Here is a 26241-nt window from a genome sequence, read left to right as displayed (position 1 = left end):
AAAACCTGCTCGTGCAGATTTGTTAAACAATGGTCTTTCCGACTGAAATTTTCTCTGGTCGGAGTTGTTGTGTTGTTGTGTTGACCAATGAAAAACCGTGTGTAGCTTTTTGTTCGCCTTTACCAAAATTCATGGCTTCAACTCCTAAGGCATGGAGTACTTAAAAAAAGGGGATAGTTAACTATCCCCTTTTTAAAAATTATTTTCTAATACCTAGTTCTTTAATAAGCTCTCTGTATTTTACAATATCATTTTTAATCATGTAATCTAAAAGACTTCTTCTTTTACCCACCAATTTTACAAGTGAACGCTCAGTGTTGTAATCTTTGTGATTTTTTTTCAAGTGACCGGTCAAGTGGTTGATTCTGTGTGTGAACAAAGCAATTTGTCCTTCTGTAGAGCCAGTGTTTTCTGCACTACCGCCGTATTTTTTAAAAATTTCGGCTTTTACTTCTTTTGTTAAATACATTCCAATATTATTTTAAATGATTTTTATGTATGTGATTGTTTTTCAATCAGGGCGCAAAGGTAGTGATTTTTTTGAAATGTTTATTCTATATTTTATTTAAAAAGTGCACCCAGTAGGTAACGGTTGTTGGTTCTCTAAATCATTGGCAAATGCAGCGCTTAATTCTGCTGCAGAAAATCCTGTTTCAATAGTTCCTTTTTGCACGGCAGATGAATAACCTGTAGTGTTCATGTGAACACGAATATATACCTCGGTACTACTAGCTAGGGTGATTTTGTTACCTGATCTTGTAAAGGGTTGTTCCTCAACATGACTGTGAGTGAGAATTCTTCGGTAAATTAAGTTACCCTCCAAATCTAAAATTTCCCACCAATCGGCATATTGATCACATCCTGTATCAGGGCTCGAAATTGTTGTGCTGATGGTATAGATATTAGGTTCTCCAGAAAAACTGACATCGGTAATCTTTGCTTCAAAATTAAAAATGCTCGCCGAATCTGATTCATCGGCGAGCATTTTTTCCTTATCTGTAGAACAGCATAAAAACCAAAACGAAAGTATGGTAAATACTAATGGTTTCACGCTGTTGCTTTTTCTGCTCTAACGGGGTTGTTCTGAATTAAGTCAATATATAAGTTCACTTTTTTCTTTAGATCCCTTCTATGTGAAATAAAATCTAAAAAGCCGTGTTCCAATAAAAATTCTGAAGACTGAAAACCTTCCGGTAAATCTTTACCAGTGGTGTCTTTTACAATTCTTGGTCCAGCAAAACCTATTAACGCTCCTGGTTCAGCAATATTGATATCGCCTAACATGGCATATGATGCAGTGGTACCACCGGTTGTTGGATCTGTACAAAGCGATATATAAGGTAAACCAGCCTCTGATAATTGAGCTAATTTAGCCGACGTTTTAGCCAATTGCATTAATGAAAGTGCAGCTTCCATCATACGAGCACCACCAGATTTTGAAATCATCATAAATGGAACTTTCTTTTTAATGGCATAATCTATACCGCGAGAAATCTTTTCGCCGACTACACTACCCATTGATCCACCAATGAATTTAAAATCCATACAGCAGATTACTATGTTTTTACCATATGACTTGCCAAAACCAGTTCTAACAGCATCTTTCAATCCTGTTTTTTTCTGTGCGGCTTTTAAACGCTCACCATATTTTTTGGTATCCTCAAATTTTAATGGGTCTTTAGAAGAAAGCTTTTCGTCAAGTTCGGTGAATTTATTGTCATCGAACAAAATTTCAAAGTATTCTTTACTACCAATTCTTACATGGTAATCATCTTCGGGGCTAACATAAAAGTTTTTTGCAAGATCGTCTGACTCAACAATTTTGCCAGTGGGCGATTTGTACCACAAGCCTTTAGGTGTGTCTTTCTTTTCCTCGGTAGAGGTTTGAATACCTTTTTCTTTTCTTTTAAACCAAGCCGTCATTTCATCCATTTTTTGGTTATCCTAAATGTTATAACGTATTAACGTTATTTAAATCTTCAAATGCTTTTTTCAAACGCTCAATAAAAGAGATTTCCCCTTTTCTCAACCAAACTCTTGGGTCGTAGAATTTTTTGTTAGGCTCATCGGCACCTTTTGGGTTACCAATTTGAGCTTGTAAATAATCTTTGTTGTCTTGAACATAATCACGAACACCTGCTAAAAAGGCGTACTGTAAATCTGTATCAATATTCATTTTTATAACTCCGTAGCTAATGCCCTCTCTGATTTCTTCTACTGTAGAACCAGATCCACCGTGAAAAACGAAATCAATATGATTGTTTTTTACACCATATTTTTTAGAAATATACTCTTGAGAGTTTAAAAGGATTTTCGGGGTCAATTTTACGTTACCTGGCTTGTATACACCATGAACATTTCCAAATGCAGCGGCAATTGTAAATCTAGGGCTTACTTTAGAAAGCTCTTCGTATGCGTAGGCTACCTCTTCTGGTTGTGTATATAATTTAGAATCATCTACATCAGAATTGTCAACACCATCTTCTTCACCACCTGTAATACCTAATTCGATTTCTAACGTCATGTTCATTTTGCTCATGCGCTTTAAATATCCTTTACAGATTTCAATGTTTTCTTCTAAAGGCTCTTCAGAAAGATCGATCATATGAGAGCTGAACAAAGATTTGCCCGTTTCCTTAAAATGTTTTTCACTGGCATCTAAAAGACCATCGATCCAAGGTAAAAGTTTTTTAGCGCAGTGGTCTGTATGTAAAATTACCGTAGCTCCATAAGCTTCCGCTAATTGGTGTACATGTTTTGCACCGGCAACAGCACCTAAAATAGCAGCTTGTTGACCGTCGTTAGAAAGACCTTTACCAGCATTGAACTGAGCCCCACCATTAGAGAATTGTATAATAACAGGAGCGTTTAAACTTGCAGCGGTTTCTAGAACACCATTGATAGTGTCAGACCCTATAACGTTAACTGCAGGTAGTGCAAATCCTTTTTCTTTTGCGTAGTTGAAAATTGCTTGAACTTCATCTCCGGTAGCAACTCCCGGTTTTATGTTGTGAGCCATAATTATGTGGTATGTTAGTTTCTTTAAAAAATGAAAAACAAAAGTAATAAAACAATTATACTTAAAAAGGATAGTTGATGCCAATTTGCAAAACAGAGTTTGCGAAATTATAATCTCTAAACCATCGTTTAGACTGAATTTCAGCAGGGTTGTAGGTTTTAAAACCTAAATCTAATCGAAATAAGAAGTAGGTGAAATCATATCTGAGTCCAACGCCCGTACCCAAGGCAATATCTTTTAATGATTTAAGACCGTCAAAAGTAGCATCTGGATCTTCTACATTATCTAGTACATTCCATATGTTTCCTGCATCGGCAAAAATAGCTCCGTTGATATCGCCTGCAATGGGGAATCTATATTCTAGGTTTAAAGCAATTTTTAAGTTGGCCTCGTTAAAATCGTTAACTGCCGATGTGCTTCCGGGTCCCAATGAATATGGAAACCATGCCCGGTTATCATTTGATCCCCCACCAAAATAACTACGAACAAAGGGAATGTTGTCAGAATTTCCATAAGGAATGGCAATACCAAAAAATGTCCTTGCCGCTAGTACGTTTGATCGAGAAAGGTCCCAGTATTTAATATATTCAAACTCATTTTTTATATACTGGGAAAAGGGTACACCGAAAACCAACAGTTGATCATCATCATTTTTGTTGAACGGAATAAATGTGGAGAATGCGGAAAGTACATTACCGGCTCCTTCGATTTTCCAGCGAAATTGATAAAAAGTATTATCAAGAATACCTGTTCTATTGGTTTTATTGAAAGTGTAGTTAGAAGCGAAAATTAAATTGTTTTCGGTAAGCCTAATTCTTCTTTCTTCAATTGTGTTTACATCGTCGTAATCATCGGTTGTAGCGCTAACCTCCTCATTGAGTACGGCATTCGTAAACCCTGTAGTACCAGAGGGTATAATTAAGTTTAATTCATCGTCGCTATCACCGGTTTCAAAATATTCTGCAAGTTCTGGGTAGAGTGTGGCATCTTCGTAAGAATCTGCAATATCATCTAAAAGCTCATAGGTGTTGGTATAAACATTATAAAAGCGATTACTGTTTACGTTTCTAACAAACTGAATGTTCAATAATTCAACTTCGTGGTTTACAAAATCACTAGGCACCCAATTGTAGCCTAATACGGTATTAAAGGTCTGCTTGTCTAAACCAATATTGTTTTGAAAATTAGTACCAATGGCGATTCTGGTTTTTGGCAAGGTATAATTAGGTATAATTTTAGAGGTATTGATAAAAGGAAACCATATTCTGGGAAAATCTAAAGATATGTCTCCGCCAAATTCCGAGAAATAATTTGCTTCAAAAGTATTACTGCTTAGCAAACCGTATGAACCATTTGCAGAAATACTTAAATTTTCAGCTCCTTTAAATATATTTCTAATTAAAAGGGTGGTACCCAGACCAATACCTAATCGGCGTAAATTAGAGCGGCTTACTTCAAAATTTGTACCCAATGAATATTTAGTTTTTGGAGCTAAATAAATATTGGTGTTTACCTCATTGCCCAAGCTATCTGTCTCAAAAATAATGTTTGGATACTTAAAAACGTTTAAAGCATTCAATTGTCTAGAGGTTCTTATTTTGTCTACATCCCTGTAAATACTATCCTTTTTAAAAAATATGGCATTTGCCAATGTCTTGGGCTTAATGTCAAAATTTTTGGAGTAGTGAATAGTGTAGTCTTGGTAATCTATGGTGTAGAGTGAATCTTGTGTATTGGTAGAAAGGTAATCGGTATAAATATTGATTTTATTGATTTTTTCAACCTTATATTCAGATGTGGTTACTTCGTTTTCTCCCCTGGTCTTTAGGTCACCGATATTGAGGGTAATGTTCATTTTTTGATCGTCGGATGCCCTTGTGGTATCTCTTAAAATGTCGAATGTAATTGAGCTTTCTTGAAAATTTCTAATTCCGTTATTTCTGAAGATTCCCGTTAGTCGTTCGCGTTCTCCATTAAAATTAGATAGGTCAAATTGTTGCCCTTCTTTAATTAATGAGTTTTCCGCATTTAAAAAGTATAATGAATCTATAGCCTTAGATGAAATGTTGTTTCTAAGGGAGTCTATCATAAATGGGTCGCCCAATTCTATATGATAGTTGACTTTGGCTTTTTTGTGTCGAGCACTATCAATTTCATAGGTAGTGTTGTTGGTAAAATACCCTTTACTTTGGTAATAAGCACTAAGTTTTGCTAAGCTTAATCGTGTTTTGGTAGTGTCTAAAATAGTGGGTTTTTCTCCTATATCCTTTAACCAATTACTAAGTCCTTTTACCAAAAATGATTCACCTAAGCGTTCAACTTGTTTTTCAGAAAGTAGTTTGTCAAGTCTCTTTTTTCTATTCTCTTTTCTATAAAGCCAAGCGTTGTATGAAGAATCTGGATTCTCTTTGGCAAGATTGTATAGGTTTAATCTTAAAGGGAATCCGAGTACGGTAGAATTGGGTTTTTGATAAACAAGACTTTCCAATTCTTCGTTGTTTACTTTGATGGAATCGGCATATATCGCATTTTTAATCACCAAGAGTTCATCATCCTCAACCTTCTTTAGCGAGTTACAGGATAACAAGACTATTGCCAGTAGGGATAATAAGCTTATTTTAGCCATGATGTTTTTGGAGCAAAGTGCCATCCTCATAGAAATCAAAAATACATTATTTGAATGGTTGTCAAAAGTGAATTGAAACTTATCAAAAGTCTACAGCAAAAAAAGTGCCGAAATGAGCACGGACTATTTGTGGTTGAAGGAAAAAAGACGGTGGAAGAAGTAGTGAATTCCAACATGAAACAATACAAATTGTTTGCCGTTGATCCTGATGGTTTAGAGGTTGAAGGAACTCAGGTTATAAAAATAACATCGAGAGAATTGAGTCAAATGAGCGGACTTAAGAATCCTAACGGATACCTTGGGGTGTTTTATATTCCTAAACAAACAGGAAATATTACTTCTGATTGGGTATTGGCGCTTGACGGAGTTCAGGATCCGGGCAATTTAGGAACTATTATTAGATTATGCGATTGGTTCGGTATAAGTGATATTATTTGTTCTACGGATACGGTAGATTGCTATAACCCGAAAGTATTGCAAGCGACTATGGGGTCTATCACACGGGTAAACATTCAATATACGCCTCTTGATGCATTTTTAGGTTCATCCCAATTACCAATTTACGGGACTTTTATGGATGGTGATAATGTGAATACGACCAAGTTGCCAGAAAAGGGAATTATGGTAATGGGAAACGAGGGTAAAGGAGTCTCAGATGCTATTGCAGAACTCTGTACAGATAGATTGACAATACCGCAATTTGGTGGAGAAACTACAGAAAGTTTAAACGTAGCCTCTGCTACGGCAATCTTACTTCATGAAATTAGAAGGTAGCTGAACGAAATATTTTCCAAAAGGTTTTAGGAACACTTTTCCATTATTGAAAATATTGAGTTAAAAACCACCAGAGCTGATAACAGCAAAGCATTTCGCTTGTGATTAGAAATTAACTAGGTATTGTGAATAGAAAAATTTATCTTTTGCTAATTGCTAATTGCTAATTGCTAATTGCTAATTGCTAATTGCTAATTGCTAATTGCTAATTGCTAATTGCTAATTGCTAATTGCTAATTGCTAATTGCTAATTGCTAATTGCTAATTGCTAATTGCTAATTGCTATTCAAAAGTAAAGTTGATAAAAATACCTCGGGTTTTCAGAGATTCAATATTACCGGTCCATGGGCTATTGGGATCTTGATCAGGCACTAGTTCGTCTGTAAGAGCAAAAACACCACGTATAGAAGGGGTGAATTTAAAATACTCTAAATAGAAATCTATACCAAAGCCAAGTTCATAGTTGTACACCCATTTTTTCATTCTAAAAGTTCCAGAGCTATTGTCGTCTAGACTTTCTTCGTTACTGCCCAGGTTTAAACTTCGTGAGCCGCCTGCCAACAAAAAGGGTTTGAAGTTTCCAAATCTGCGTGTGCTTGCTTTGATAAGGACAGGAAAGTTAATATAGGTAGACTTGATTTCTCTTATGGCATCTCGTTCATCATCAAAACCAGGAAACCCCATTAATCTTGTTCCGTAATGCAAACCCGGTTCAAAACGGACATCAAAAAATTCGTTTAGGCGCAATTCTCCTATCAATCCTACATTAAAACCAAAACTTTTGCTTACCAATATATCCCTAGCGTTTTCCTTGTATTCAATTTTAAAATCATATTGGTTTAAACCCAAGAAATAACCCCAGTTTAAGAGTTTTTTATCTTCGTTTTGTTTATTCAAAATAGGGCTCTCATTAAATTGAGCGCTCATTAAATTCGTTATCAACAACGTTAGGGGCACTAAAAACCACTTTTTCATAAATGCTGGTTTACGATTGTAAAACGTCAAATAAATATTGAAAGACCGGCGAATCTTATAGATTGCCTTTTTTTGCAACATAAATTGATGCAACCCCAAATGTTTGAGGTTTATTCGTTACATCTATAAACCCAATTTCGCGTAAAATATTGTTGAAGTTTTCTCCATGAGGAAAAACTGAAGCAGATTCACTCAAATAGCCATAAGCTGAATCATCTTTAGAGAATATTTTTCCAATTAAAGGAAGAATGTTTTTCGTGTAAAAGCTATAGCCTTGTTTGTAGGGTGTCTTGGTAGGTACAGAAGTTTCTAGAACAACTAAAGTGCCGTTTGGTTTTAAAACTCTAAGAATTTCGGCCATACCGGTTTCTAGGGTTTCAAAATTTCGTACTCCAAAAGATACGGTTACGGCATCGAAAGTATTGTTTTCAAAAACCAGGTTTTCACTATCGCCAACGACCATTTCAATGGTGCTGTCCAAATTTTTGTTAGTTACCTTTTCCTTTCCAACTTCTAGCATACCAGGTGAGATGTCTAAACCGACGATTTTTTTGGCGCCTGTTTTTGTTAGGGCAATGGCTAAGTCTCCTGTACCGGTAGCAATATCTAAAATAGAGTTAGGTTGTTCTTTTTTTAAAATTTCAACCACTTTTTTTCGCCATTTAATATCGATGCCAAAAGAAATTACACGATTTAATCCGTCGTAATTTTTAGATATGGTGTCGAACATTTTAGTAACCTGTTCTTTTTTACCTAGGTTAGAATCTTTGTATGGCGTAACTTTTTGGGGCATTTTATTGCTATTTTTTTGGCAAATATACGATATAGTGAATGCTTAACTCCTTTTTAACCACCAAGGTTGACCATTGATAGGTTAAAGAATTGAAAATAAAGAATAAACTAATTTAATTATGTAATTTTGCCCCATAATAATTGCTATTGATTTCAAGACTACTTTTAAGTATTTATAATGTTTAAGAGTAGAAATTTTGCGCTTGATATTTAGCGGTCTAATAAGATAAATGAAGATTATAATTGCTGGTGCTGGGGAAGTAGGCTTTCATTTGGCCAAATTGCTATCCTATGAATCACAGGATATTACTTTAATCGATTCTAAAAAAGAGAGTCTTGCCTACGCAGATAACCACTTAGATATTCGTGTGCTAAAAGGTGATGCCACATCTATAGCTGTACTTAACGATGCGCAAGTGCAAAACTCAGATCTTGTTATTGCGGTAACTTCATCTGAAACTACCAATTTAACGTTATGTATGTTAGCGAAGCAATTGGGTTGTAAACGAACAATAGCAAGAATCTCGAACACCGAGTTTATAAAGAACAAAGATTTGCTTAGGTTTTCAGATTTGGGTATCGATGAATTGATATCGCCAGAAGCTTTGGCAGCTACTGAAATTCAAATGTTGTTGAATAAATCTGCATTTAACGATACTTATGAGTTTGAAGAGGGCGAATTGATAATGGTTGGGGTTTCTTTATTGAAATCAGCTCCATTTGTAGGTAAGATGGTAAAAGAAGCGGCAAAGATTTTTCCCGAATTACACTTCATGCCAATAGCTCTACAGCGTACTGGAACCCAATATACGGTTATACCACGTGGTGATACCGTTTTTAAAGAAGGTGACCAAGTATACTTTATTACGGTAAAGGAAGGTGTAGATGAGTTGTATAAACTAACCGGTAAGAAAAAAGCGGAAATTAAGAATGTAATGATTCTTGGTGGAAGTAAAGTAGGGTATAAGACTGCTAGGGATCTTTGTGCCAATAAGTTCAACGTCAAGTTGATAGAAAAGAATAAGGAAAAAGCTTTTGATCTTGCCGATGAGTTGCCAAATGCACTTGTTATTAATGGTGACGGAAGAAATGTAGAATTGCTAGATGAAGAAAGTTTAGAGTCTATGGATGCATTTATTGCAGTTACCGGAAACTCGGAAACCAATATTATGTCATGTTTGGTGGCAAAGTCAAAGTATATTAAGAAGACCATCGCCTTAGTCGAAAATATGGATTATTTTCAGCTATCACATTCCATTGGTATAGATACTTTGATCAATAAGAAGCTTTTAGCGGCCAACAATATTTTTAGGCACATTCGTAAAGGTGAGGTAGTGGCATTAATGCGTTTGAATAATTTAAACGCGGAGATATTGGAGTTCATCGTAAAAAGAAACTCTAAAGTTACCGGTGCTACTATTCGTGAGTTAGACTTTCCTAAAGCCGCAACTATCGGTGGTGTGGTAAGAGACGGAGTAGGGCATATTGCGCTGGGTGGATTTAACATACAAGAAGGCGATAGGGTAGTGGTTTGTTGTTTACCTTCCGAAATTCCGAAAATAGAACGAATGTTCCTTTAAGATGAGGCTTAACTTAAGAATCATATTTCATATCATGGGGCTGCTGTTACTTTGTAATGGTGGATTCATGCTTTTGGCAGCAGTAGTCAGTGGCTTGTATAAAGATGGGGCTACACTAAGTATTGCTTTGGCTTCGATCTGTACAATGTTTGTTGGTGTTTTTATGATGTACTACACAAGGGGTCATAAAAAAGAAGTAAAGCAAAAAGAAGGATATATAATTGTAACTTTTGGATGGATAGTCATGTCCATTTCTGGTATGTTACCTTATCTATTTTCTGGAGCTTTACCTACGGTCACCAATGCTTTTTTTGAAACGATATCCGGATATACCACAACAGGTGCATCAATTATGGATGATATTGAGGCAATGCCAGAAGGAATACTTTTTTGGCGTAGCTTAACCCATTGGATTGGCGGAATGGGAATTATTGTTTTGGCAATTGCCATATTACCGTTGTTAGGTATAGGTGGTATGCAACTATTTTCGGCAGAAGCCCCCGGACCCACAGGTGATAAATTACACCCAAGGATTACGGATACTGCAAAAAGACTTTGGCTTATTTATTTTGGTTATACTGTAGCAGAAACCATTCTTCTACAGTTGGCAGGTATGTCTTTCTTCGATGCTATAAACCATGCAATGGCAACCTTGTCTACAGGTGGTTTTTCAACTAAAAATGCAAGTGTAGCCCATTGGAACGATCAGCCAATGATTCAGTATATCATCATTTTCTTTATGTTTTTGGCAGGTAGCAATTTTGTATTAAGTTATTTTGCTTTTAAAGGGAAGGTTCAGAAAGTAATAAAGGACGAGGAGTTTAGGTATTACACAGGCTTTGTAATTGTATTTACTATCATTGTTGCATTGGTGGTATATTTTAAAGCTAATATAACGGAACTCACTCCGGGTTATCCTATGGTGTTGGGTAAAGCTGAAAGTGCAATAAGACATTCCTTGTTCCAAATTATCTCCGTAATAACTACTACAGGATTTGTTAGTGCCGATTTTACACAATGGACACCATTTTTGACCGTATTTTTCTTCGGACTTTTCTTTTTAGGTGGTTCGGCAGGTTCTACGGCTGGTGGTATAAAGGTAATGAGGCACTTGTTGATTATTAAAAATGGGGTATTGGAGTTTAAGCGAACCTTACATACCAATGCAATAATCCCCGTTCGTTATAATGATAAAACGGTAAAAGAGAAAATTGTCTATAATATAATTGGCTTTTTCGTACTCTATATGTTATTGTTTATAATTGGAGCTCTAATTTTAGGTTTCTTGGGCTTAGATTTTGAAACAGCAATTGGCGGGGCGGCATCTTCATTAGGTAATGTTGGTCCGGCTTTAGGTAGTTTAAACCCGGTTAGTAATTTTAATAGTTTGCCAGACCTGGCAAAATGGTGGTGCGGATTTTTAATGCTTGCAGGTAGGTTAGAATTGTTTACAGTACTAATTTTATTGACACCGTATTTCTGGAAAAGTACCTAGATTAGAAAATTATACGAATAAAAAAGTCCCTTTATTTAAAGGGACTTTTTTTTATTTTGGAATTGTTTCTTTTGACTAAACTTTTTTGAAAACACAATTTTTGTATCCATATTCTTTAGATTGATAATCAGTGGTCATTTTTAAACCTGATTCTTTAGCGAGCCAGTTGATAATTTGGTCGTCATATTTTTGAGATATTTCTGTGTGTATGGTTTCCCATTGCTTAAATTGAACCGTTAGGTCTAGGGCTTCAATTCTGATGTTTTGCTCAATTTTAGAAACCAAATAGCTTTTTGCCGATCCGGTTTCTGGATTATAAACTTCCCAGTGTAAAAACTGATCTAAATCAAAATTACCATCTAATTCTGTATTTATTCTAGCAAGAATATTTTTGTTGAATGCTGCGGTTACCCCTTCTTGATCGCTATAAGCATCTAGTATGGTTTTTGGATTTTTCTTTTGGTCGAAGCCTATTAAGAGCAAGTCATTCGGTTGCATGAGCTGTTGAATTTTTTTCATGAAAACTACGGCTTGATCGTGTTCAAGATTACCAATGTTTGAACCTAAGAATAAAATAACCTTTCTGTTCTTTCTGTGTTTTATTTCTTTTAAAGCCTCAAAATAAGTTCCTTGAATGGGTAGAACGTTTACTTTGGGTATTTCTTTTTCACAAGAATTGTGAAGTTGATTAAGGGCGTTTTCACTGATGTCAATAGGTACGTATGTAAAATCAATATTTTTATCACTAAATTCTTTCAGTAATATTTTTGTTTTTTTACCGTCACCCGCACCTAACTCTATTAAATCGAATGTACCTGAATTAGCGAACAATTCTGTAATTTTCTCTTTGTTGTTTTCAAGAATCTCATATTCACAATCGGTTAGGTAATATGTTGGCATTGCCATAATATCTTGAAAAAGTTTATCACCCTTTTTATCGTAAAAATATTTTGATGATAGATGTTTTGGGTAGTCGGTTAAACCGGCGTGCACCTCTTTTTCAAATTCAGTTGTAACAACTGGTGCTATGTTAGTGTTTTGCATAATAAGTATGTCGTTATTATTTGGCTAACCTTATCCCGGTAAACTGCCATTTTAAATCTGTCTGAAAGAAATTGCGATATGTGTGTCTCGCATGCCTGTTAGGTGTTGCTACAGAGCTACCTCTAAGTACTTTTTGATTCACCATAAATTTGCCATTGTATTCGCCCAAGGCTCCGTCAACTTTTTTATAATTGGGGTAGGGTAAATAGGCGCTTTCTGTCCATTCCCAACGTTGTCCCCAGTTAAATGAATTCTGTGCTGTTTCCCATTCAAATTCAGTTGGTAGGCGGCAATTTTTAAATTGTGCAAAAGCAAAGGCTTCAAAGTACGAAATGTGGGTTACTGGAGCATCTACATCGATCTTTGTTAACCCATTAAGGCTGTAGTAATGCCAGGTGTCATCTATTAGGTGCCAATATAAAGGTGAGTTTATTTTTTTTTGCTGCACCCAATCCCATCCAGCGGCGTGCCAAAGGTCAAATCGTTTATAGCCATCTGCTTTTATAAATTCCAAATATTCTCCATTGGTAACAAGTTTATTGGATATTTGATAGTCGTGTAAGTACACCTTGTGTCTGCCTAATTCATTGTCAAAACAAAAGTCTGTAGAATTATGGCCAATTTCATATATGCCTTCGCTCATCGATATCCACTGTTGTGTGCCTTTCTCAACGGTAAATTCTTTAAAAGTATCGGAATACTTGGGTAATAGCGGATTGTTGCCTAAAATATATTTAATGTCCGTAAGTAATAATTCTTGATGCTGTTTTTCGTGATGAATCCCTATTTCAAGAACTTCTAATAGCTTTTGATCATTATTTGATTCTAGCAATTTGTTCATTGCTTGAGTCACGTAGGTACGGTATTCATAAACCTTTTTTACGGAAGGTCTAGAAAGGTTGCCTCGGTCAGCGCGAACAACACGTTTACCTACGGTTTCATAGTAACTGTTGAATACGAACGAGAAGTCTTCATCGAATATTTGATAAGATGCATCATAAGATTTAAGTATGAATTCTTCAAAGAACCAAGTGGTATGGCCTAAGTGCCATTTTGGTGGAGATACATCAATTATTGGTTGTACCACATAATCTTCAATTTCTAGGGGCTCGCAAATAGCCTCGGTATGCTCTCTAGTTTCTATAAAGAAATCTAAGAGCGTATCAGTACTAACCATGGTTAACAATTTTATTGTAAGTTAAATAAAATTGACCAATGCGTATTAATCTGATAAATTAAGAAATTGATACTAAACGGCTACTATCCCTTTTATATGAGGATACGGATTATAATCTTCTAATGTGAAGTCCTCGAATTTGAAATCGAAAATATCTTTCACATCAGGATTTATTTTCATTTTAGGCAAAGGTCTGGGCTCTCTGCTTAATTGTAATTCAACCTGCTCCATATGATTATTATATATATGGGCATCGCCAAAAGTATGGATAAAATCCCCAGCTTCATATCCACAAACTTGCGCCATCATCATGGTAAACAAGGCATAAGATGCAATATTGAAAGGCACTCCTAAAAAAATATCTGCACTACGTTGGTATAACTGGCAAGATAATTTGCCGTCCGCAACATAAAATTGAAAGAATGCATGACAAGGTGGTAAAGCTGCTTTGCCGTTAGCTACATTCTCAGAGAAAGACTTAGAGGTATCTGGCAAAACACTAGGGTTCCAAGCGGAAACTAACATTCTTCTGCTATTTGGGTTTGTTTTTAAAGAATGTACAACTTCTTTGATTTGGTCAATTTCATCATCGTTCCAATTTCGCCATTGGTGACCATAAACCGGACCAAGATCTCCATTTTCATCTGCCCACTCGTTCCAAATACGAACTCCGTTCTCCTGTAAATACTTAATATTTGTATCACCTTTTAAAAACCAAAGTAGTTCATATACTATAGATTTTAAATGTAATTTTTTGGTGGTTACCATGGGGAAACCTTCGCTGAGGTCAAAACGCATTTGATACCCAAAAACACTTTTGGTTCCTGTTCCTGTTCGGTCGCCTTTTTGGTTTCCTGCAGCTAATACGTGATTAAGTAAGTCGTGGTATTGTTTCATAAGAATAGAGCTCCTTGAGTTCTATGCATAGAACTCAAGGAGTAATGATTTTTGTTGTATCAAAAATAAAGAAAGAAAATATGTAAAACAGAGGAATAACTTTTCAGTTATCAATAATTATCAACGAAATAATAAGTGTTCCCCTTTTGGGGGCTAGGGGTCTTTTTATCCTAAAATCATACCAGCGATAGTGGCAGAAAGTAACGAAGCTAAAGAACCACCTAAAACAGCCTTCATTCCGAATTCGGATAACGTTTTTCTTTGTCCAGGTGCCAGTGAGCCAATACCGCCAATTTGAATTCCTATAGACGCAAAGTTGGCAAAACCACATAGCATATAAGTAGCCATTATTACAGACTTATTGTACGTTAAGTTAGCGTCTGTAGAAAGGTCTTTCAGTTCTGCTAATTGAATGTATCCAACAAATTCACTAGCTACTAATTTAATGCCCAATAATTGACCCATAAGCATAATGTCTTCGTTGGCAACGCCGATAAGCCACATCAAAGGGGCGAAAATTGTACCTAAAATAGCTTCTAAAGAAAATTTTGAATAAGAAGTATTATCAGCTATCCAGCCATTTAGGTGTGTTAAATCACCTGTCCATTCTAAAATACCGTTCACCATGGCTATGATGGCGACGAACACTAGCAACATTGCCCCTACGTTTACGGCAAGCTTTAATCCTTCGGTTGTACCATTGGCAATAGCATCCAATACATTGGCTCCTATTTTTTCGGAGGAAACGTGTACATCACTGTTTACCTCTTCGGTTTGTGGATAAAGCATTTTTGAGATTACAATGGCACCGGGAGCAGCCATTACGGATGCTGCCAATAAATGCTTAGCGAATACCAATTGAAGTACCTCGTCCTCACCACCTAAAAACCCTATATACGCAGCTAATACAGCGCCTGCAACAGTAGCCATACCACCGATCATGACCAACAGAATTTCTGAACGTGTCATCTTTTCTAGGTAAGCTTTTATTAATAAAGGAGCTTCGGTTTGTCCTAAAAAGATGTTTCCTGCTACAGACAAACTTTCAGGTCCCGATATTCCTAAAGTTTTGGAAAGTGCCCAGGCCAACCATTTTACCACCTTTTGTATCAGTCCTAAGTAAAACAATAACGAAGTAAGTGCTGAGAAAAATATAATGGTAGGCAATACCTGAAAGGCAAAAATATAGCCAAAAGTACCTGTGTCTACAACAAGACCTTCAAAAAGGAATTTACTTCCTGCGCGTGTAAATTCTAAAATACTAACGAATACTTTACCTATTTGCTCGAAAACCAATTGAACGAATGGTACTTTTAATACGCCAATAGCAATTACCAATTGAAGCGCCAAACCTATACCAACTGTTTTCCAGTTTATAGCCCTTCTATTAGAGCTGAATAAGAATGCTAAAAGTAGTAGCACCGCCATACCTAAAACACCTCTGCCCAGGCTGTTGATGGAAAACCCCTCGTTTATGGACATATTTATTTCGCCGGCATTTGCTACATCTTCAACTAAAGTAGTGTCTGTAGTGTTTTCTAATGGTACGGTTACGTCTACGTCTTGAGCAAATGTAATTGTGGTAAGAATTAGTGCAAAAAATAGCAGCCATTTGCCCTTTTTCATAAACTATAATTTAATATTTAATTGCGTTTAGAGATTTCATCTCTCAATTTTGCCGCCTTTTCGTAGTCTTCGTTGGTGACTGCCTTTTTTAATTCTGCTTCAAGCTCTTCAATGGTAAGTTCAGTGTAACCATCTGTAGCACCAGAATCTATTTCTACTGTTTCGCCTTCCTGTAAAATTTCATCGACCATTATACTATCATCGCTTTCTTTCTGATCTTTCTCTTTAGAGGAGAATTTCAAGAATATTCCAGCTTTGTCCAATATAGTCTTATATGTGAAAATGGGGGCGTTAAAGCGTAATGCCAAGGCAATGGCATCACTTGTTCTTGCATCGATAATTTCTTCTATGCCATCTCTTTCGCAAATAATGCTAGAATAAAATACGCCGTCTACCAATTTGTGAATAATAACCTGCTTAATAACGATGTCAAACCTGTCTGAAAAGTTTTTGAACAGATCATGGGTAAGCGGTCTTGGTGGCTTTATTTCTTTTTCTAGGGCAATAGCAATTGATTGGGCCTCAAAAGCACCAATAACAATGGGTAGTTTTCTGTCGCCCTCAACCTCGTTCAAAATAAGTGCATAGGCACCATTCTGAGTTTGGCTGTAAGAGATTCCTTTTATTTTTAATCGTACTAGACTCATAGATTTTAAACTAAAAAAGGCTGTTCGAATACTTGGGCTCCAACTATCCGAACAGCCCTTTAAGGGGCACAAAATAACAAAAATTTAGCCGTTTTGTGCTTTAAAATCTTTTAATTTTTCAATCAATTGAGGAACAACTTCAAAGGCATCGCCAACAATTCCGTAATCAGCAGCTTTGAAGAAAGGTGCTTCGGGGTCATTATTGATGACAACTTTGGTTTTAGAGGCACTTACACCTGCTAAATGTTGAATGGCTCCAGATATACCAATGGCAATGTAAAGGTTACTTGCAACTGGCTTTCCGGTTTGTCCTACGTGTTCACCGTGTGGTCTCCAGCCTAAATCTGAAACTGGTTTGGAGCAAGCGGTAGCAGCGCCTAAAACATCGGCAAGCTCTTCGATCATTCCCCAGTTTTCAGGACCTTTTAATCCTCTACCTGCAGAAACGACTATATCTGCATCTGCTATAGTTGCTTTACCGACTACTTTATCAACTTCAACAGATTTTGTGATGTTGGTAACACCGTCTGTGGCAGCAGCTATTTCTTCAACAGATACATCTGTCTTATTTTCATGTGCTCCAAATGCATTGTTTGATACCCCTACAATTTTAATATCGGTATCTATTTGCGTGTGGGCAAAACCTTTATTACTGAAAGCGGATCTTTTAACCATAAAAGGCGAAGTGCTTTCAGGAGCTTGAACAACATTAGGTGCGTAACCTGCAGATAATTTGGCAGATAACAATGGTGCTAAATATTTGGTGTCTGTGCTAGAACTTAAAATAACCACTTTGGCATCGGTGCTTTTTACGGCTTCGGCAATGGTTGTAGCGTAAGCCCCTGCATTGAAAGTTGAAAGCGCATCATCTTTAACGTTAAGAACTTTTGATACACCGTAATCTCCTAGGGTATCGTTTTCGTCACTGTTAAAAGAAATTGCGGTAACTGTAGTGCCCATCATTTTGGCAACTTCCGCAGCATAAGAAGCAACTTCGAACGCGTTCTTTTTAAATTTTCCTTTTTCTGATTCTGTATATACTAAAACTGACATCTTTTTTGTTTTTAATGTTTACCTAAATAATAGGTTATTAAATGACTTTTGCTTCGTTGTGCAATAAATCTACCAACTGATCAACGCTGTCGGCTAATTTAACCGGACCTTTTGGAGCTGGTTTGTCGAATTTTTTATCCTCAGTAGCTTTAAGGGCATCAACAGGTTCAACTACCGTAAGGGTCTTTTTTCTGGCCATCATAATACCTCTCATGTTAGGTATGCGTAGGTCGCTCTCCTCAACAAGTCCTTTTTGACCACCAACAACTAAAGGTAAGCTGCTTGTCAATTTTTCTTTTCCGCCGTCAATTTCTCTTACTGCGGTAACATCGTTACCTTCAATTTCAAGACTTATACAAGAATTGATGAAATTCATATTGGTCAACGAGGCCAAAATTCCTGGTACCATACCACCATTATAGTCTATAGATTCTCTACCGCCAATAACAAGGTCGTAACCACCGTTCTTAACAACTTCGGCTAATTGCTGTGCAACGGAAAAACCATCGGTAGGTTCTGTGTTTATTCTAAAAGCCTCGTCTGCGCCTATGGCTAAAGCTTTGCGCATTGTAGGTTCAACTGTAGGTCCGCCTACTGTGGCAATATGAACTGAAGCGCCTTGTTTTTCTTTGAACCACATGGCTCTTGTTAATCCAAATTCGTCGTTAGGGTTAATTACGAACTGTACACCATTGGTGTCAAATTTAGTGTCGCCATCTGTAAAATTAATTTTAGATGTCGTATCTGGAACGTTACTTATGCAAACTAATATCTTCATGTGTAAAAAACTTTATATCAATGGTGACGAAGATAGCTAATAAAATCCAAATTTACTATGCATGCATAGTAAATTTTATAACTTTTTTTAAATCTGGCATTCTATTTTTTGATATTATATTTCCTATTTTTGCTTGCTTTCTAGCATATAACAAAGAATAATTTTAACCATACATGAAAACACTACAATTTAGGCAAGCAATCGCCGAGGCCATGTCCGAAGAAATGAGGAGGGATGAATCTATCTATTTGATGGGTGAAGAAGTAGCGGAATATAATGGCGCATATAAGGCTTCCAAAGGTATGTTGGATGAGTTTGGCCCTAAAAGGGTTATTGATACTCCAATTTCCGAGCTTGGTTTTGCAGGTATAGGGGTTGGTTCTACCATGACGGGGAACAGACCTATTATAGAGTTCATGACCTTCAATTTTGCATTGGTAGGTATTGACCAGATAATCAACAATGCTGCTAAGATCAGACAAATGTCAGGTGGACAATTTCCTTGTCCTATCGTATTTAGAGGTCCTACTGCTTCTGCAGGGCAATTGGCGGCAACGCATTCACAGGCTTTTGAGAGTTGGTATGCCAACTGTCCGGGGTTAAAGGTGGTAGTGCCATCTAACCCGGCCGATGCTAAAGGGTTATTAAAAGCTGCAATTAGAGATGACGATCCGGTTATTTTTATGGAGTCTGAACAAATGTACGGTGATAAGGGAGAGGTTCCGGAAGGAGAATATACCATTCCATTAGGTGTTGCTGACATTCGTAGAGAAGGAAAAGATGTGACCATAGTTTCATTTGGTAAGATCATTAAAGAAGCCGATAAAGCTGCAGATGAATTGGAAAAAGATGGTATTAGCTGTGAGATTATAGATTTACGTACCGTTAAGCCATTGGATTATGAAGCTATCTTAAAATCTGTAAAAAAGACCAATAGATTGGTGATTTTAGAAGAAGCTTGGCCATTTGGTAATGTAGCTACAGAGGTTACTTATCATGTGCAGGCACATGCATTTGATTATTTAGATGCTCCTATCGTTAAGATAAACACCGCAGATACACCTGCACCTTATTCTCCTGTATTGTTAGAGGAGTGGTTGCCAAACCATAAAGATGTAGTCAACGCTGTTAAAAAAGTTTTATACAAATAAGATACAGATATTGTAAAGTACCTTAGCTTCTCCGACCAAGTCTGGAGAAGCTTTTTTTATTGGTATGCTATTTGCTGAAAAAATAATTGAACGACCTATTTAATGAGAGGGATATTTTTTATAATCTTAAGTCTATGCTTTTTCCTAGTTCAGGGCCAGACCAAAATTGGTGGTATGGTTATAGACGAACAAGGTGAGCCTGTATCCTTTGCCAACGTATTCTTTAAAAATTCAACAGAAGGTACCATTACCAATGATGATGGTAGGTTTTACCTTGAGTCTGATAATGACTATAGTACGGTAATTTTTTCCTTTATCGGTTATACGGAATATGAACTTCAATTAGATTCTAAAGTTGTTTACGATCTAAAAATCACCATGGTGGAGGCTGCTGAGCAGTTGAATGAGGTGGTACTAATTTCGGGGAAACAATCTAAAAAGAATAATCCGGCAGTAGATATCTTAAGAAAAATTTGGGCTAAAAAGCGCGAAAATGGAGTTAGACAGTTTGATCAATATGCTTTTGATAAATATGAAAAGGTAGAGTTCGACCTAAATACCATTGATAGCTCCTTAATAAAAAGCAAAGTATTTAAGGGACTAGAATTCGTTTTTCAAGACTTAGATACATCACGTATAACCGGTAAAACCTATTTGCCTATTTTCTTGAACGAAACATTTTCAAAAGTTTATGGAGATAATATAATCAATGAAGAAAAAGAAGATGTTTTAGGAAATAAGAACTCAGGTTTTGAGAACAATCAGGCAATTATTGCTTTTGTAAAAGATTTGTACCAAGAATATGATGTCTATAATAACTATTTAAAATTCTTTGATAAAAGTTTCACTAGTCCATTGTCTCGAACAGGGGTAGATGTTTATAATTATGCGTTGCGCGATAGCGCTTTTATAGATAATAAGTGGTGCTATAATATTGTTTATTACCCTCGTCGTAAAAATGAATTGACCTTTAAGGGAGACTTTTGGGTAAATGATTCTACATGGGCGGTTAAAAATATCAACTTACAGGTTACTAAAAGTGCCAATATCAATTGGGTCAAAGAAATTTATATAGAACAAGATTTCGATGTGGTCAATGACTCTGTTTTTCTTTTGAAAAGAGATTATATGTTGAGCGATTTTAGTTTCAACAAAAAAGAAGAGTCTAGAGGGCTTTATGGCAAAAGAACCACGGTTTATGATAATTATGAATTCGATAAGCCAAGACCAAGGGAGGTCTACAGAAAAGATAGAAATCCGTTAGATGTAACCCAAATTATCAAAGATGATGAGTTCTGGCAAAAAAATAGGCTAGAGAGCCTGAACAAAGATGAGCAGGGAATTTACAAATTGCTCGATACTTTAAAGACCGTACCAAAGTTTAAGTCTTACTATAACCTGATCAGTATATTGGGTTCAGGTTATGTTGAGGTCGATAAATGGAATTTGGATCTTGGTTCGGTATACGATTTCTTTGGGTATAATAATGCCGAAGGCGCAAGAATTAGATTAGGTGCCAGAACCTATTTTGGTCAAAATGACCTATGGCGTATAGAAGGGTATACGGCATACGGATTCAAGGATAATAAGTTTAAACATGGGTTGGCTGGGAAAATGCTGTTGGATAAAAATAGCAGGCTAATTGTTTCTGGTGGCAATAGGCGAGATATTGAACAATTAGGAGTGAGTTTAACGGCAACTAATGATGTTTTAGGGCGCAGCATAGCTTCGTCATCATTGTTAACGGTAGGGGCTAATAATAGGTTGACCAATATTAATCTTAGTGCATTAAGTTTTGAAATAGAACCATTGACAAATTTAAAGTTTTCTGTTGGTGGTACATTTAGAACCCTAAGTTCTGCTTTGCCAAATGATTTTAGCTTAGATTATGTTGATCCAGAGTCACCAACTGGGGTCTCATCCGAGATTCGTCAGCTCGATTTCAATGCACTTTTGTTATATACCCCTGGCAAAAAGACCATTGGTTTTGGTGTAGAACGTAGAGATGTCAATGATACCTATAGTACTATCCTGTTAAATTACACCAAAGGATCAAAGGGTATTATGGATAGTGATTTTGACTACAGTAAACTTCAGTTTTCATACAGTCAGCCATGGCAATTGGGTGGGTTCGGTAGGTTGCTAAGTACCGTAGAGTTAGGTAAAACTTTTGGAGAAGTACCTTTAGGTCTGTTGAGTGTGGTGCCGGGTAACCAAACTTTTTTCTCAAATTACGGTACATTTCCAAATTTAGATTTCTATGAATTTGTGACCGATACCTATGCTGCAGTACATTTGCAACATAATTTTAATGGTAGGTTCTTTTCAAGAATTCCTTTTTTAAGAAAATTTAATTTAAGGGAATTAGTTGCCGTTCGTGGAGTTTGGGGAGATTTGTCTGATGAGAATATAGCATTGAGTGCACCGGCTACGATGAATACACCGTTAAGGGCGCCTTCAGAAAAAATATATTATGAGTATTCCTTTGGAATTGGAAACATTTTCAAGGTATTTAGATTAGATTTCAATTTTAGGGGAAACTATTTAGAAAATCCAGATGCTAGAAAGTTTGGGGTAACAGGAACTTTTGGATTTGTCTTTTAATTCAATTAATTTTTACAATTATAACAACTAAGCAGCGTTTCAATACAAACAAATAAATTAAACAACTTTTAAATATGGCTACAGAAAAAGGACTAACCTTTGATGTTTTAATAGAAATTCCGAAAGGAAGTAGAAATAAATACGAATACGATTTTGATTTACATAAAATTCGTTTTGATCGTATGTTATTTTCTTCAATGATGTATCCTGGAGATTATGGTTTTATACCAGAAACCTTGGCATTAGATAAAGATCCGTTAGATGTTTTGGTAATGGGTACAGAGCCTGTTTACCCTATGACGGTTATGGAGGTAAAACCAATAGGTGTTTTCCATATGACAGATGAAAAAGGACCGGATGAAAAAATTATTTGTGTGCCGGTTTCTGATCCAATTTGGAGTAATAATAACGATATCAGTGACTTAAATCCACATAGATTAAAAGAAATAGAGCATTTCTTTCAGGTTTATAAAGATTTAGAGGAGAAAAAAGTGGACACTGGTGGATGGAGTAATGCTGAAAAAGCAATTGAAATTTACCACGAATGTGTTGAACGATATGATAAAAGCGAGCACAAGGCAAAGCGAACTTTTATGATATAAATAAAAATTCACTCCGTTTAAGCCACTTTTCTTAAAGAAAAGTGGCTTTTTTTATTCTATTCTAATTTACTACATTAGTCGGATAAATTTTCTAACAACTAACAACAGATTAAATGGAGTCAACAATGATTTACATGCCAATTCTTATGGCAGTATTAGGCCTAATTTACATGGGCATTAAAAGATCTTGGGTATTGAAACAACATGCCGGAGATGGAAAAATGAAAGAAATATCGGATTATATTTATGAAGGCGCTCTTGCTTTTTTAAGTGCAGAGTATAAGCTTTTGTCAATATTCGTAGTCGTAGTAAGTGTTTTACTTGCCATCGTTTCTTTTATAGTGCCTACCACACATTGGCTAATTGTGATTTCCTTTATTTTTGGAGCTATATTTTCTGCTTATGCAGGAAATATCGGAATGAAAATAGCAACAAAAACCAATGTACGAACCACTCAAGCAGCGCGCACAAGCTTGCCTAATGCCTTAAAAATATCTTTTGGAGGTGGTACGGTTATGGGTCTTGGTGTTGCAGGTTTGGCCGTATTGGGGCTCACAATTTTCTTTATCGCATTTTTTCAGTTCTTTATGGGAGGCGTCTGGACGTCAACAATGGATATGACCATTGTATTGGAGACATTGGCAGGCTTTTCATTAGGTGCGGAATCTATCGCTCTTTTTGCCCGTGTAGGCGGTGGTATTTATACCAAGGCTGCCGACGTAGGTGCAGATTTGGTAGGTAAGGTAGAAGCCGGTATACCTGAAGATGATCCTCGTAATCCTGCTACAATTGCAGATAATGTGGGTGATAATGTAGGTGATGTTGCAGGTATGGGAGCCGATTTGTTCGGGTCTTATGTTGCTACGGTTCTAGCGGCAATGGTTCTGGGGAATTATGTGATTAAAGATATGGGCGGAAGTATTTCTGATGCCTTTGGTGGAATTGGTCCTATTCTCTTGCCTATGGCAATCGCTGGTGCTGGTATAATTATATCTATTATAGGTACAATGCTTGTTAAAATTAAAAATAACGAAGCAAAAGAAGCCCAAGTAATGGGGGCTTTGAATATTGGAAATTGGACATCCATTGTGCTAGTTGCCATTTCTTGTTTTGTTTTGGTTACATGGATGTTGCCCGAAACTATGAAAATGGAATTCTTTGGTGAAGGGTTAATGGAAATATCATCAATGCGCGTATTCTATGCTACCTTGGTAGGTTTGGTTGTAGGTGCGGTAATTTCATCGGTAACGGAGTATTACACAGGTTTAGGTAAATCACCGATCTTAAAAATAGTACAACAGTCAAGTACCGGTGCCGGTACGAATATTATTGCTGGTTTGGCTACCGGAATGATATCTACTTTTCCTTCTGTTCTTTTGTTCGCAGGTGCCATTTGGGCATCTTATGCCTTTGCGGGATTTTACGGTGTAGCTTTGGCTGCCTCAGCTATGATGGCTACTACAGCTATGCAGTTGGCAATTGATGCCTTTGGGCCAATATCCGATAATGCAGGTGGTATTGCTGAAATGAGTGAGCAGGAACCTATTGTAAGGGAAAGAACCGATATTTTAGATTCAGTGGGTAATACTACTGCGGCAACAGGTAAAGGTTTTGCTATTGCATCTGCTGCATTGACATCTTTGGCTCTTTTTGCGGCTTACGTGACCTTTACGGGAATTGATGGGATAAATATCTTTAAAGCACCTGTATTGGCAATGCTTTTTGTTGGTGGCATGGTACCGGTAGTATTTTCTGCCTTGGCTATGAATGCTGTGGGCAAAGCGGCTATGGAAATGGTTCATGAGGTTAGAAGGCAGTTTAAGGCTATTCCAGGTATTATGGAAGGTACGGGTAAACCAGAGTATGATAAATGTGTAGCGATTTCTACACAAGCCTCTCTTAAAGAAATGATGTTGCCAGGTTTATTGACCATTGGTTTTCCTTTGGTTATAGCTTTCGCTCCATTATTGTTCGGTATGAATAAATTGGCTATTGCAGAAATGTTAGGTGGTTATATGGCCGGTGTAACAGTATCTGGTGTGTTATGGGCAATTTTTCAGAACAATGCCGGTGGCGCTTGGGATAATGCCAAAAAATCATTCGAAGCGGGCGTGGAAATTAATGGTGAAATGACCTATAAAGGCTCAGAGGCACACAAAGCTGCTGTAACCGGTGATACTGTTGGAGATCCATTTAAAGATACTTCAGGACCTTCGATGAATATTCTAATTAAACTGACTTGTTTGATCGGCTTGGTAATTGCACCAATTTTAGGTGGTCATGCTGAAGAAGGTGTTGCATCGTTGAATGATACAAAAGAAGTTACCATAGAAATGAATATGGAAAACGAAGATATGGCGGAAGCTATAGTTACCTATTCTACTACTGTCAACGGAACGTCTGTGACGGAAGAGAAGGTTTATAAAGGAACAAAGGCAGAGGTTGAAGCACAGCTGAAAGAGTTTGAAAAAGCTACTATTGAAAAGAATGGTACCGCATCTGAAATTACGATAGAAAAAGTGGAGATTAATAAATAAAATGGTAATGCTTTGAATAAAACCATCAGCCAAGCTGATGGTTTTTTTTAATATCTATTGTAATTTAAATGTAATAGGTATTGCGAAAGATACTTTTACCGGCGTACCTCTTTGTTTGCCAGGAGTCATTTTTGGCAGTTTAGATAAGATTCTTACTGCTTCTTTTTCCAGTACATCGTGCGGACCTCTTTTTTGAATGGTGCCGATGCTACCATCGTTGTTAATCATGAACTGAGTATTTACTCTGCCTTGAATGTTCATTTCTTGAGCTAATTCTGGGTAACGAAAGTTTTTACGAATGTGTTTTTGCATCATTTCGTTAAAGCAGGCACGTTTGTCTTCTGCATTTTCACAGCCAGGAAATATAGGAACCTCTTCAATGCTTATCCAATTTACTTTTACTTCTTCTGGTTCTTCAATAACTTCAAAATCAGAGGGGTCTACAATTTCCGTGTCGGTATCAACTTCACTTGCAATAACCTCAGTTTCGATTATGGGTTCATCATCTTCTATAATTTCTATTTCAACAGGTAATACCTTTGGTTTTGGTGGTGGGGTTGCCTTTAATTCAATAATAGGTGCTTCTTCAATAATAGAATCGTCAACCTTATTTAAAACTACATCTATAGTGTTGGTAGGATCAAGTGTTCTCCATTCTAAGGCGGTGTATACCATTGCTAGCACTAATAAGAGTCCTATTACGAAGAATGTTCCGCTTTTTTTGTTCAGGTCTTTCTGTGGATTTTTTTTTGGTGTCATACTGTTTTAATTTAGACTTGCATACACAAGTTGGGTTATTATTCTTTTGTCTATCTAAAACTATGGTAAGAGCGACAGGTATAAAAAGAGTAATGAGTCAACCCT

22 protein-coding genes are annotated in these 26241 nt (G+C 36.6%); 7 read left to right on the top strand and 15 right to left on the bottom strand.

The window, feature by feature from the left end; translation table 11 throughout:
• Nucleotides 1-199 precede the first annotated feature (199 nt).
• The 5 genes from rpsO to tamL form a co-directional block, all read right to left on the bottom strand.
• On the bottom strand, nt 200-469 hold the full coding sequence (gene rpsO, locus DCS95_RS07060; protein ID WP_116770049.1) for a 30S ribosomal protein S15: 270 nt from the start codon (nt 467-469) through the stop codon (nt 200-202).
• Between the two features lie 96 nt (nt 470-565).
• Nucleotides 566-1051: a hypothetical protein gene (locus tag DCS95_RS07055; protein WP_164674139.1), complete on the bottom strand. Its 486-nt coding sequence runs from the start codon at nt 1049-1051 to the stop codon at nt 566-568.
• Nucleotides 1048-1923 (bottom strand): acetyl-CoA carboxylase, carboxyltransferase subunit beta, encoded by an 876-nt coding sequence (accD, locus tag DCS95_RS07050; RefSeq protein ID WP_116770192.1) that lies wholly within the window; start codon nt 1921-1923, stop codon nt 1048-1050. Before accD ends, DCS95_RS07055 begins: the two co-directional genes overlap by 4 nt.
• A gap of 28 nt (nt 1924-1951) precedes the next feature.
• Nucleotides 1952-3019, bottom strand: a complete 1068-nt coding sequence (gene fbaA / locus DCS95_RS07045) for a class II fructose-bisphosphate aldolase (RefSeq protein WP_116770047.1) — start codon at nt 3017-3019, stop codon at nt 1952-1954.
• 61 nt (nt 3020-3080) lie between these two features.
• Nucleotides 3081-5645: a translocation and assembly module lipoprotein TamL gene (gene tamL, locus DCS95_RS07040; RefSeq protein ID WP_244178400.1), complete on the bottom strand. Its 2565-nt coding sequence runs from the start codon at nt 5643-5645 to the stop codon at nt 3081-3083.
• Between the two features lie 54 nt (nt 5646-5699).
• Between tamL and DCS95_RS07035 the strand changes: the two genes are divergently transcribed.
• Nucleotides 5700-6419, top strand: a complete 720-nt coding sequence (locus tag DCS95_RS07035; protein WP_116770045.1) for a TrmH family RNA methyltransferase — start codon at nt 5700-5702, stop codon at nt 6417-6419.
• A gap of 282 nt (nt 6420-6701) precedes the next feature.
• On the opposite strand, the gene porT is transcribed toward DCS95_RS07035, so the two are convergent.
• Together porT and ubiE are read right to left on the bottom strand one after the other, a co-directional pair.
• Nucleotides 6702-7394 (bottom strand): type IX secretion/gliding motility protein PorT/SprT, encoded by a 693-nt coding sequence (porT, locus tag DCS95_RS07030; protein WP_116770191.1) that lies wholly within the window; start codon nt 7392-7394, stop codon nt 6702-6704.
• A 55-nt stretch (nt 7395-7449) separates the two neighbouring features.
• Nucleotides 7450-8187, bottom strand: a complete 738-nt coding sequence (gene ubiE, locus DCS95_RS07025) for a bifunctional demethylmenaquinone methyltransferase/2-methoxy-6-polyprenyl-1,4-benzoquinol methylase UbiE (protein WP_116770044.1) — start codon at nt 8185-8187, stop codon at nt 7450-7452.
• 229 nt (nt 8188-8416) lie between these two features.
• Between ubiE and trkA the strand changes: the two genes are divergently transcribed.
• Both trkA and DCS95_RS07015 read left to right on the top strand, forming a co-directional pair.
• Nucleotides 8417-9766: a Trk system potassium transporter TrkA gene (gene trkA, locus DCS95_RS07020; protein ID WP_058106049.1), complete on the top strand. Its 1350-nt coding sequence runs from the start codon at nt 8417-8419 to the stop codon at nt 9764-9766.
• A gap of 1 nt (nt 9767) precedes the next feature.
• Nucleotides 9768-11261 (top strand): TrkH family potassium uptake protein, encoded by a 1494-nt coding sequence (locus DCS95_RS07015; protein WP_116770043.1) that lies wholly within the window; start codon nt 9768-9770, stop codon nt 11259-11261.
• A gap of 75 nt (nt 11262-11336) precedes the next feature.
• Here DCS95_RS07015 and egtD read toward each other — a convergent pair whose 3' ends face one another.
• The 7 genes from egtD to DCS95_RS06980 all read right to left on the bottom strand — a co-directional run bounded on the left by egtD (nt 11337) and on the right by DCS95_RS06980 (nt 18483).
• Nucleotides 11337-12305, bottom strand: coding sequence for an L-histidine N(alpha)-methyltransferase (gene egtD, locus DCS95_RS07010; RefSeq protein WP_116770042.1), 969 nt, complete (start codon nt 12303-12305; stop codon nt 11337-11339).
• Between the two features lie 16 nt (nt 12306-12321).
• Nucleotides 12322-13482, bottom strand: coding sequence for an ergothioneine biosynthesis protein EgtB (gene egtB / locus DCS95_RS07005; protein ID WP_116770041.1), 1161 nt, complete (start codon nt 13480-13482; stop codon nt 12322-12324).
• Between the two features lie 72 nt (nt 13483-13554).
• Entirely contained in the window at nt 13555-14379 is an 825-nt protein-coding gene (locus DCS95_RS07000) for a thymidylate synthase (protein WP_116770040.1), read from the bottom strand.
• Nucleotides 14380-14544: 165 nt separating this feature from the next.
• Complete coding sequence (locus tag DCS95_RS06995; protein WP_244178412.1) at nt 14545-15861, bottom strand: NupC/NupG family nucleoside CNT transporter; 1317 nt, start codon at nt 15859-15861, stop codon at nt 14545-14547.
• Nucleotides 15862-16022: 161 nt separating this feature from the next.
• Nucleotides 16023-16652: a bifunctional nuclease family protein gene (locus DCS95_RS06990; RefSeq protein WP_058105291.1), complete on the bottom strand. Its 630-nt coding sequence runs from the start codon at nt 16650-16652 to the stop codon at nt 16023-16025.
• 84 nt (nt 16653-16736) lie between these two features.
• Nucleotides 16737-17705: an electron transfer flavoprotein subunit alpha/FixB family protein gene (locus tag DCS95_RS06985; RefSeq protein WP_116770038.1), complete on the bottom strand. Its 969-nt coding sequence runs from the start codon at nt 17703-17705 to the stop codon at nt 16737-16739.
• Nucleotides 17706-17742: 37 nt separating this feature from the next.
• On the bottom strand, nt 17743-18483 hold the full coding sequence (locus DCS95_RS06980) for an electron transfer flavoprotein subunit beta/FixA family protein (RefSeq protein ID WP_116770037.1): 741 nt from the start codon (nt 18481-18483) through the stop codon (nt 17743-17745).
• 173 nt (nt 18484-18656) lie between these two features.
• Between DCS95_RS06980 and DCS95_RS06975 the strand changes: the two genes are divergently transcribed.
• From DCS95_RS06975 to DCS95_RS06960, 4 genes are all read left to right on the top strand, one after another.
• Nucleotides 18657-19634 carry a pyruvate dehydrogenase complex E1 component subunit beta gene (locus DCS95_RS06975; protein WP_116770036.1) on the top strand — a complete coding sequence of 326 codons (978 nt, stop codon included), beginning with the start codon at nt 18657-18659 and terminating at the stop codon, nt 19632-19634.
• A 102-nt stretch (nt 19635-19736) separates the two neighbouring features.
• Nucleotides 19737-22238, top strand: a complete 2502-nt coding sequence (locus DCS95_RS06970; RefSeq protein ID WP_116770035.1) for a DUF5686 family protein — start codon at nt 19737-19739, stop codon at nt 22236-22238.
• A 74-nt stretch (nt 22239-22312) separates the two neighbouring features.
• Entirely contained in the window at nt 22313-22840 is a 528-nt protein-coding gene (locus DCS95_RS06965) for an inorganic diphosphatase (RefSeq protein WP_116770034.1), read from the top strand.
• 113 nt (nt 22841-22953) lie between these two features.
• Nucleotides 22954-25377: a sodium-translocating pyrophosphatase gene (locus DCS95_RS06960; RefSeq protein WP_116770033.1), complete on the top strand. Its 2424-nt coding sequence runs from the start codon at nt 22954-22956 to the stop codon at nt 25375-25377.
• Between the two features lie 54 nt (nt 25378-25431).
• Here DCS95_RS06960 and DCS95_RS06955 read toward each other — a convergent pair whose 3' ends face one another.
• Nucleotides 25432-26136, bottom strand: coding sequence for an energy transducer TonB (locus DCS95_RS06955; protein ID WP_116770032.1), 705 nt, complete (start codon nt 26134-26136; stop codon nt 25432-25434).
• Nucleotides 26137-26241: the final 105 nt, after the last annotated feature.

It is taken from the genome of Maribacter litoralis (assembly GCF_003075045.1).
In the GTDB taxonomy this organism is placed as follows: Bacteria; Bacteroidota; Bacteroidia; order Flavobacteriales; family Flavobacteriaceae; genus Maribacter; species Maribacter litoralis.
This window is presented reverse-complemented; position numbering and strand designations above follow the sequence as displayed.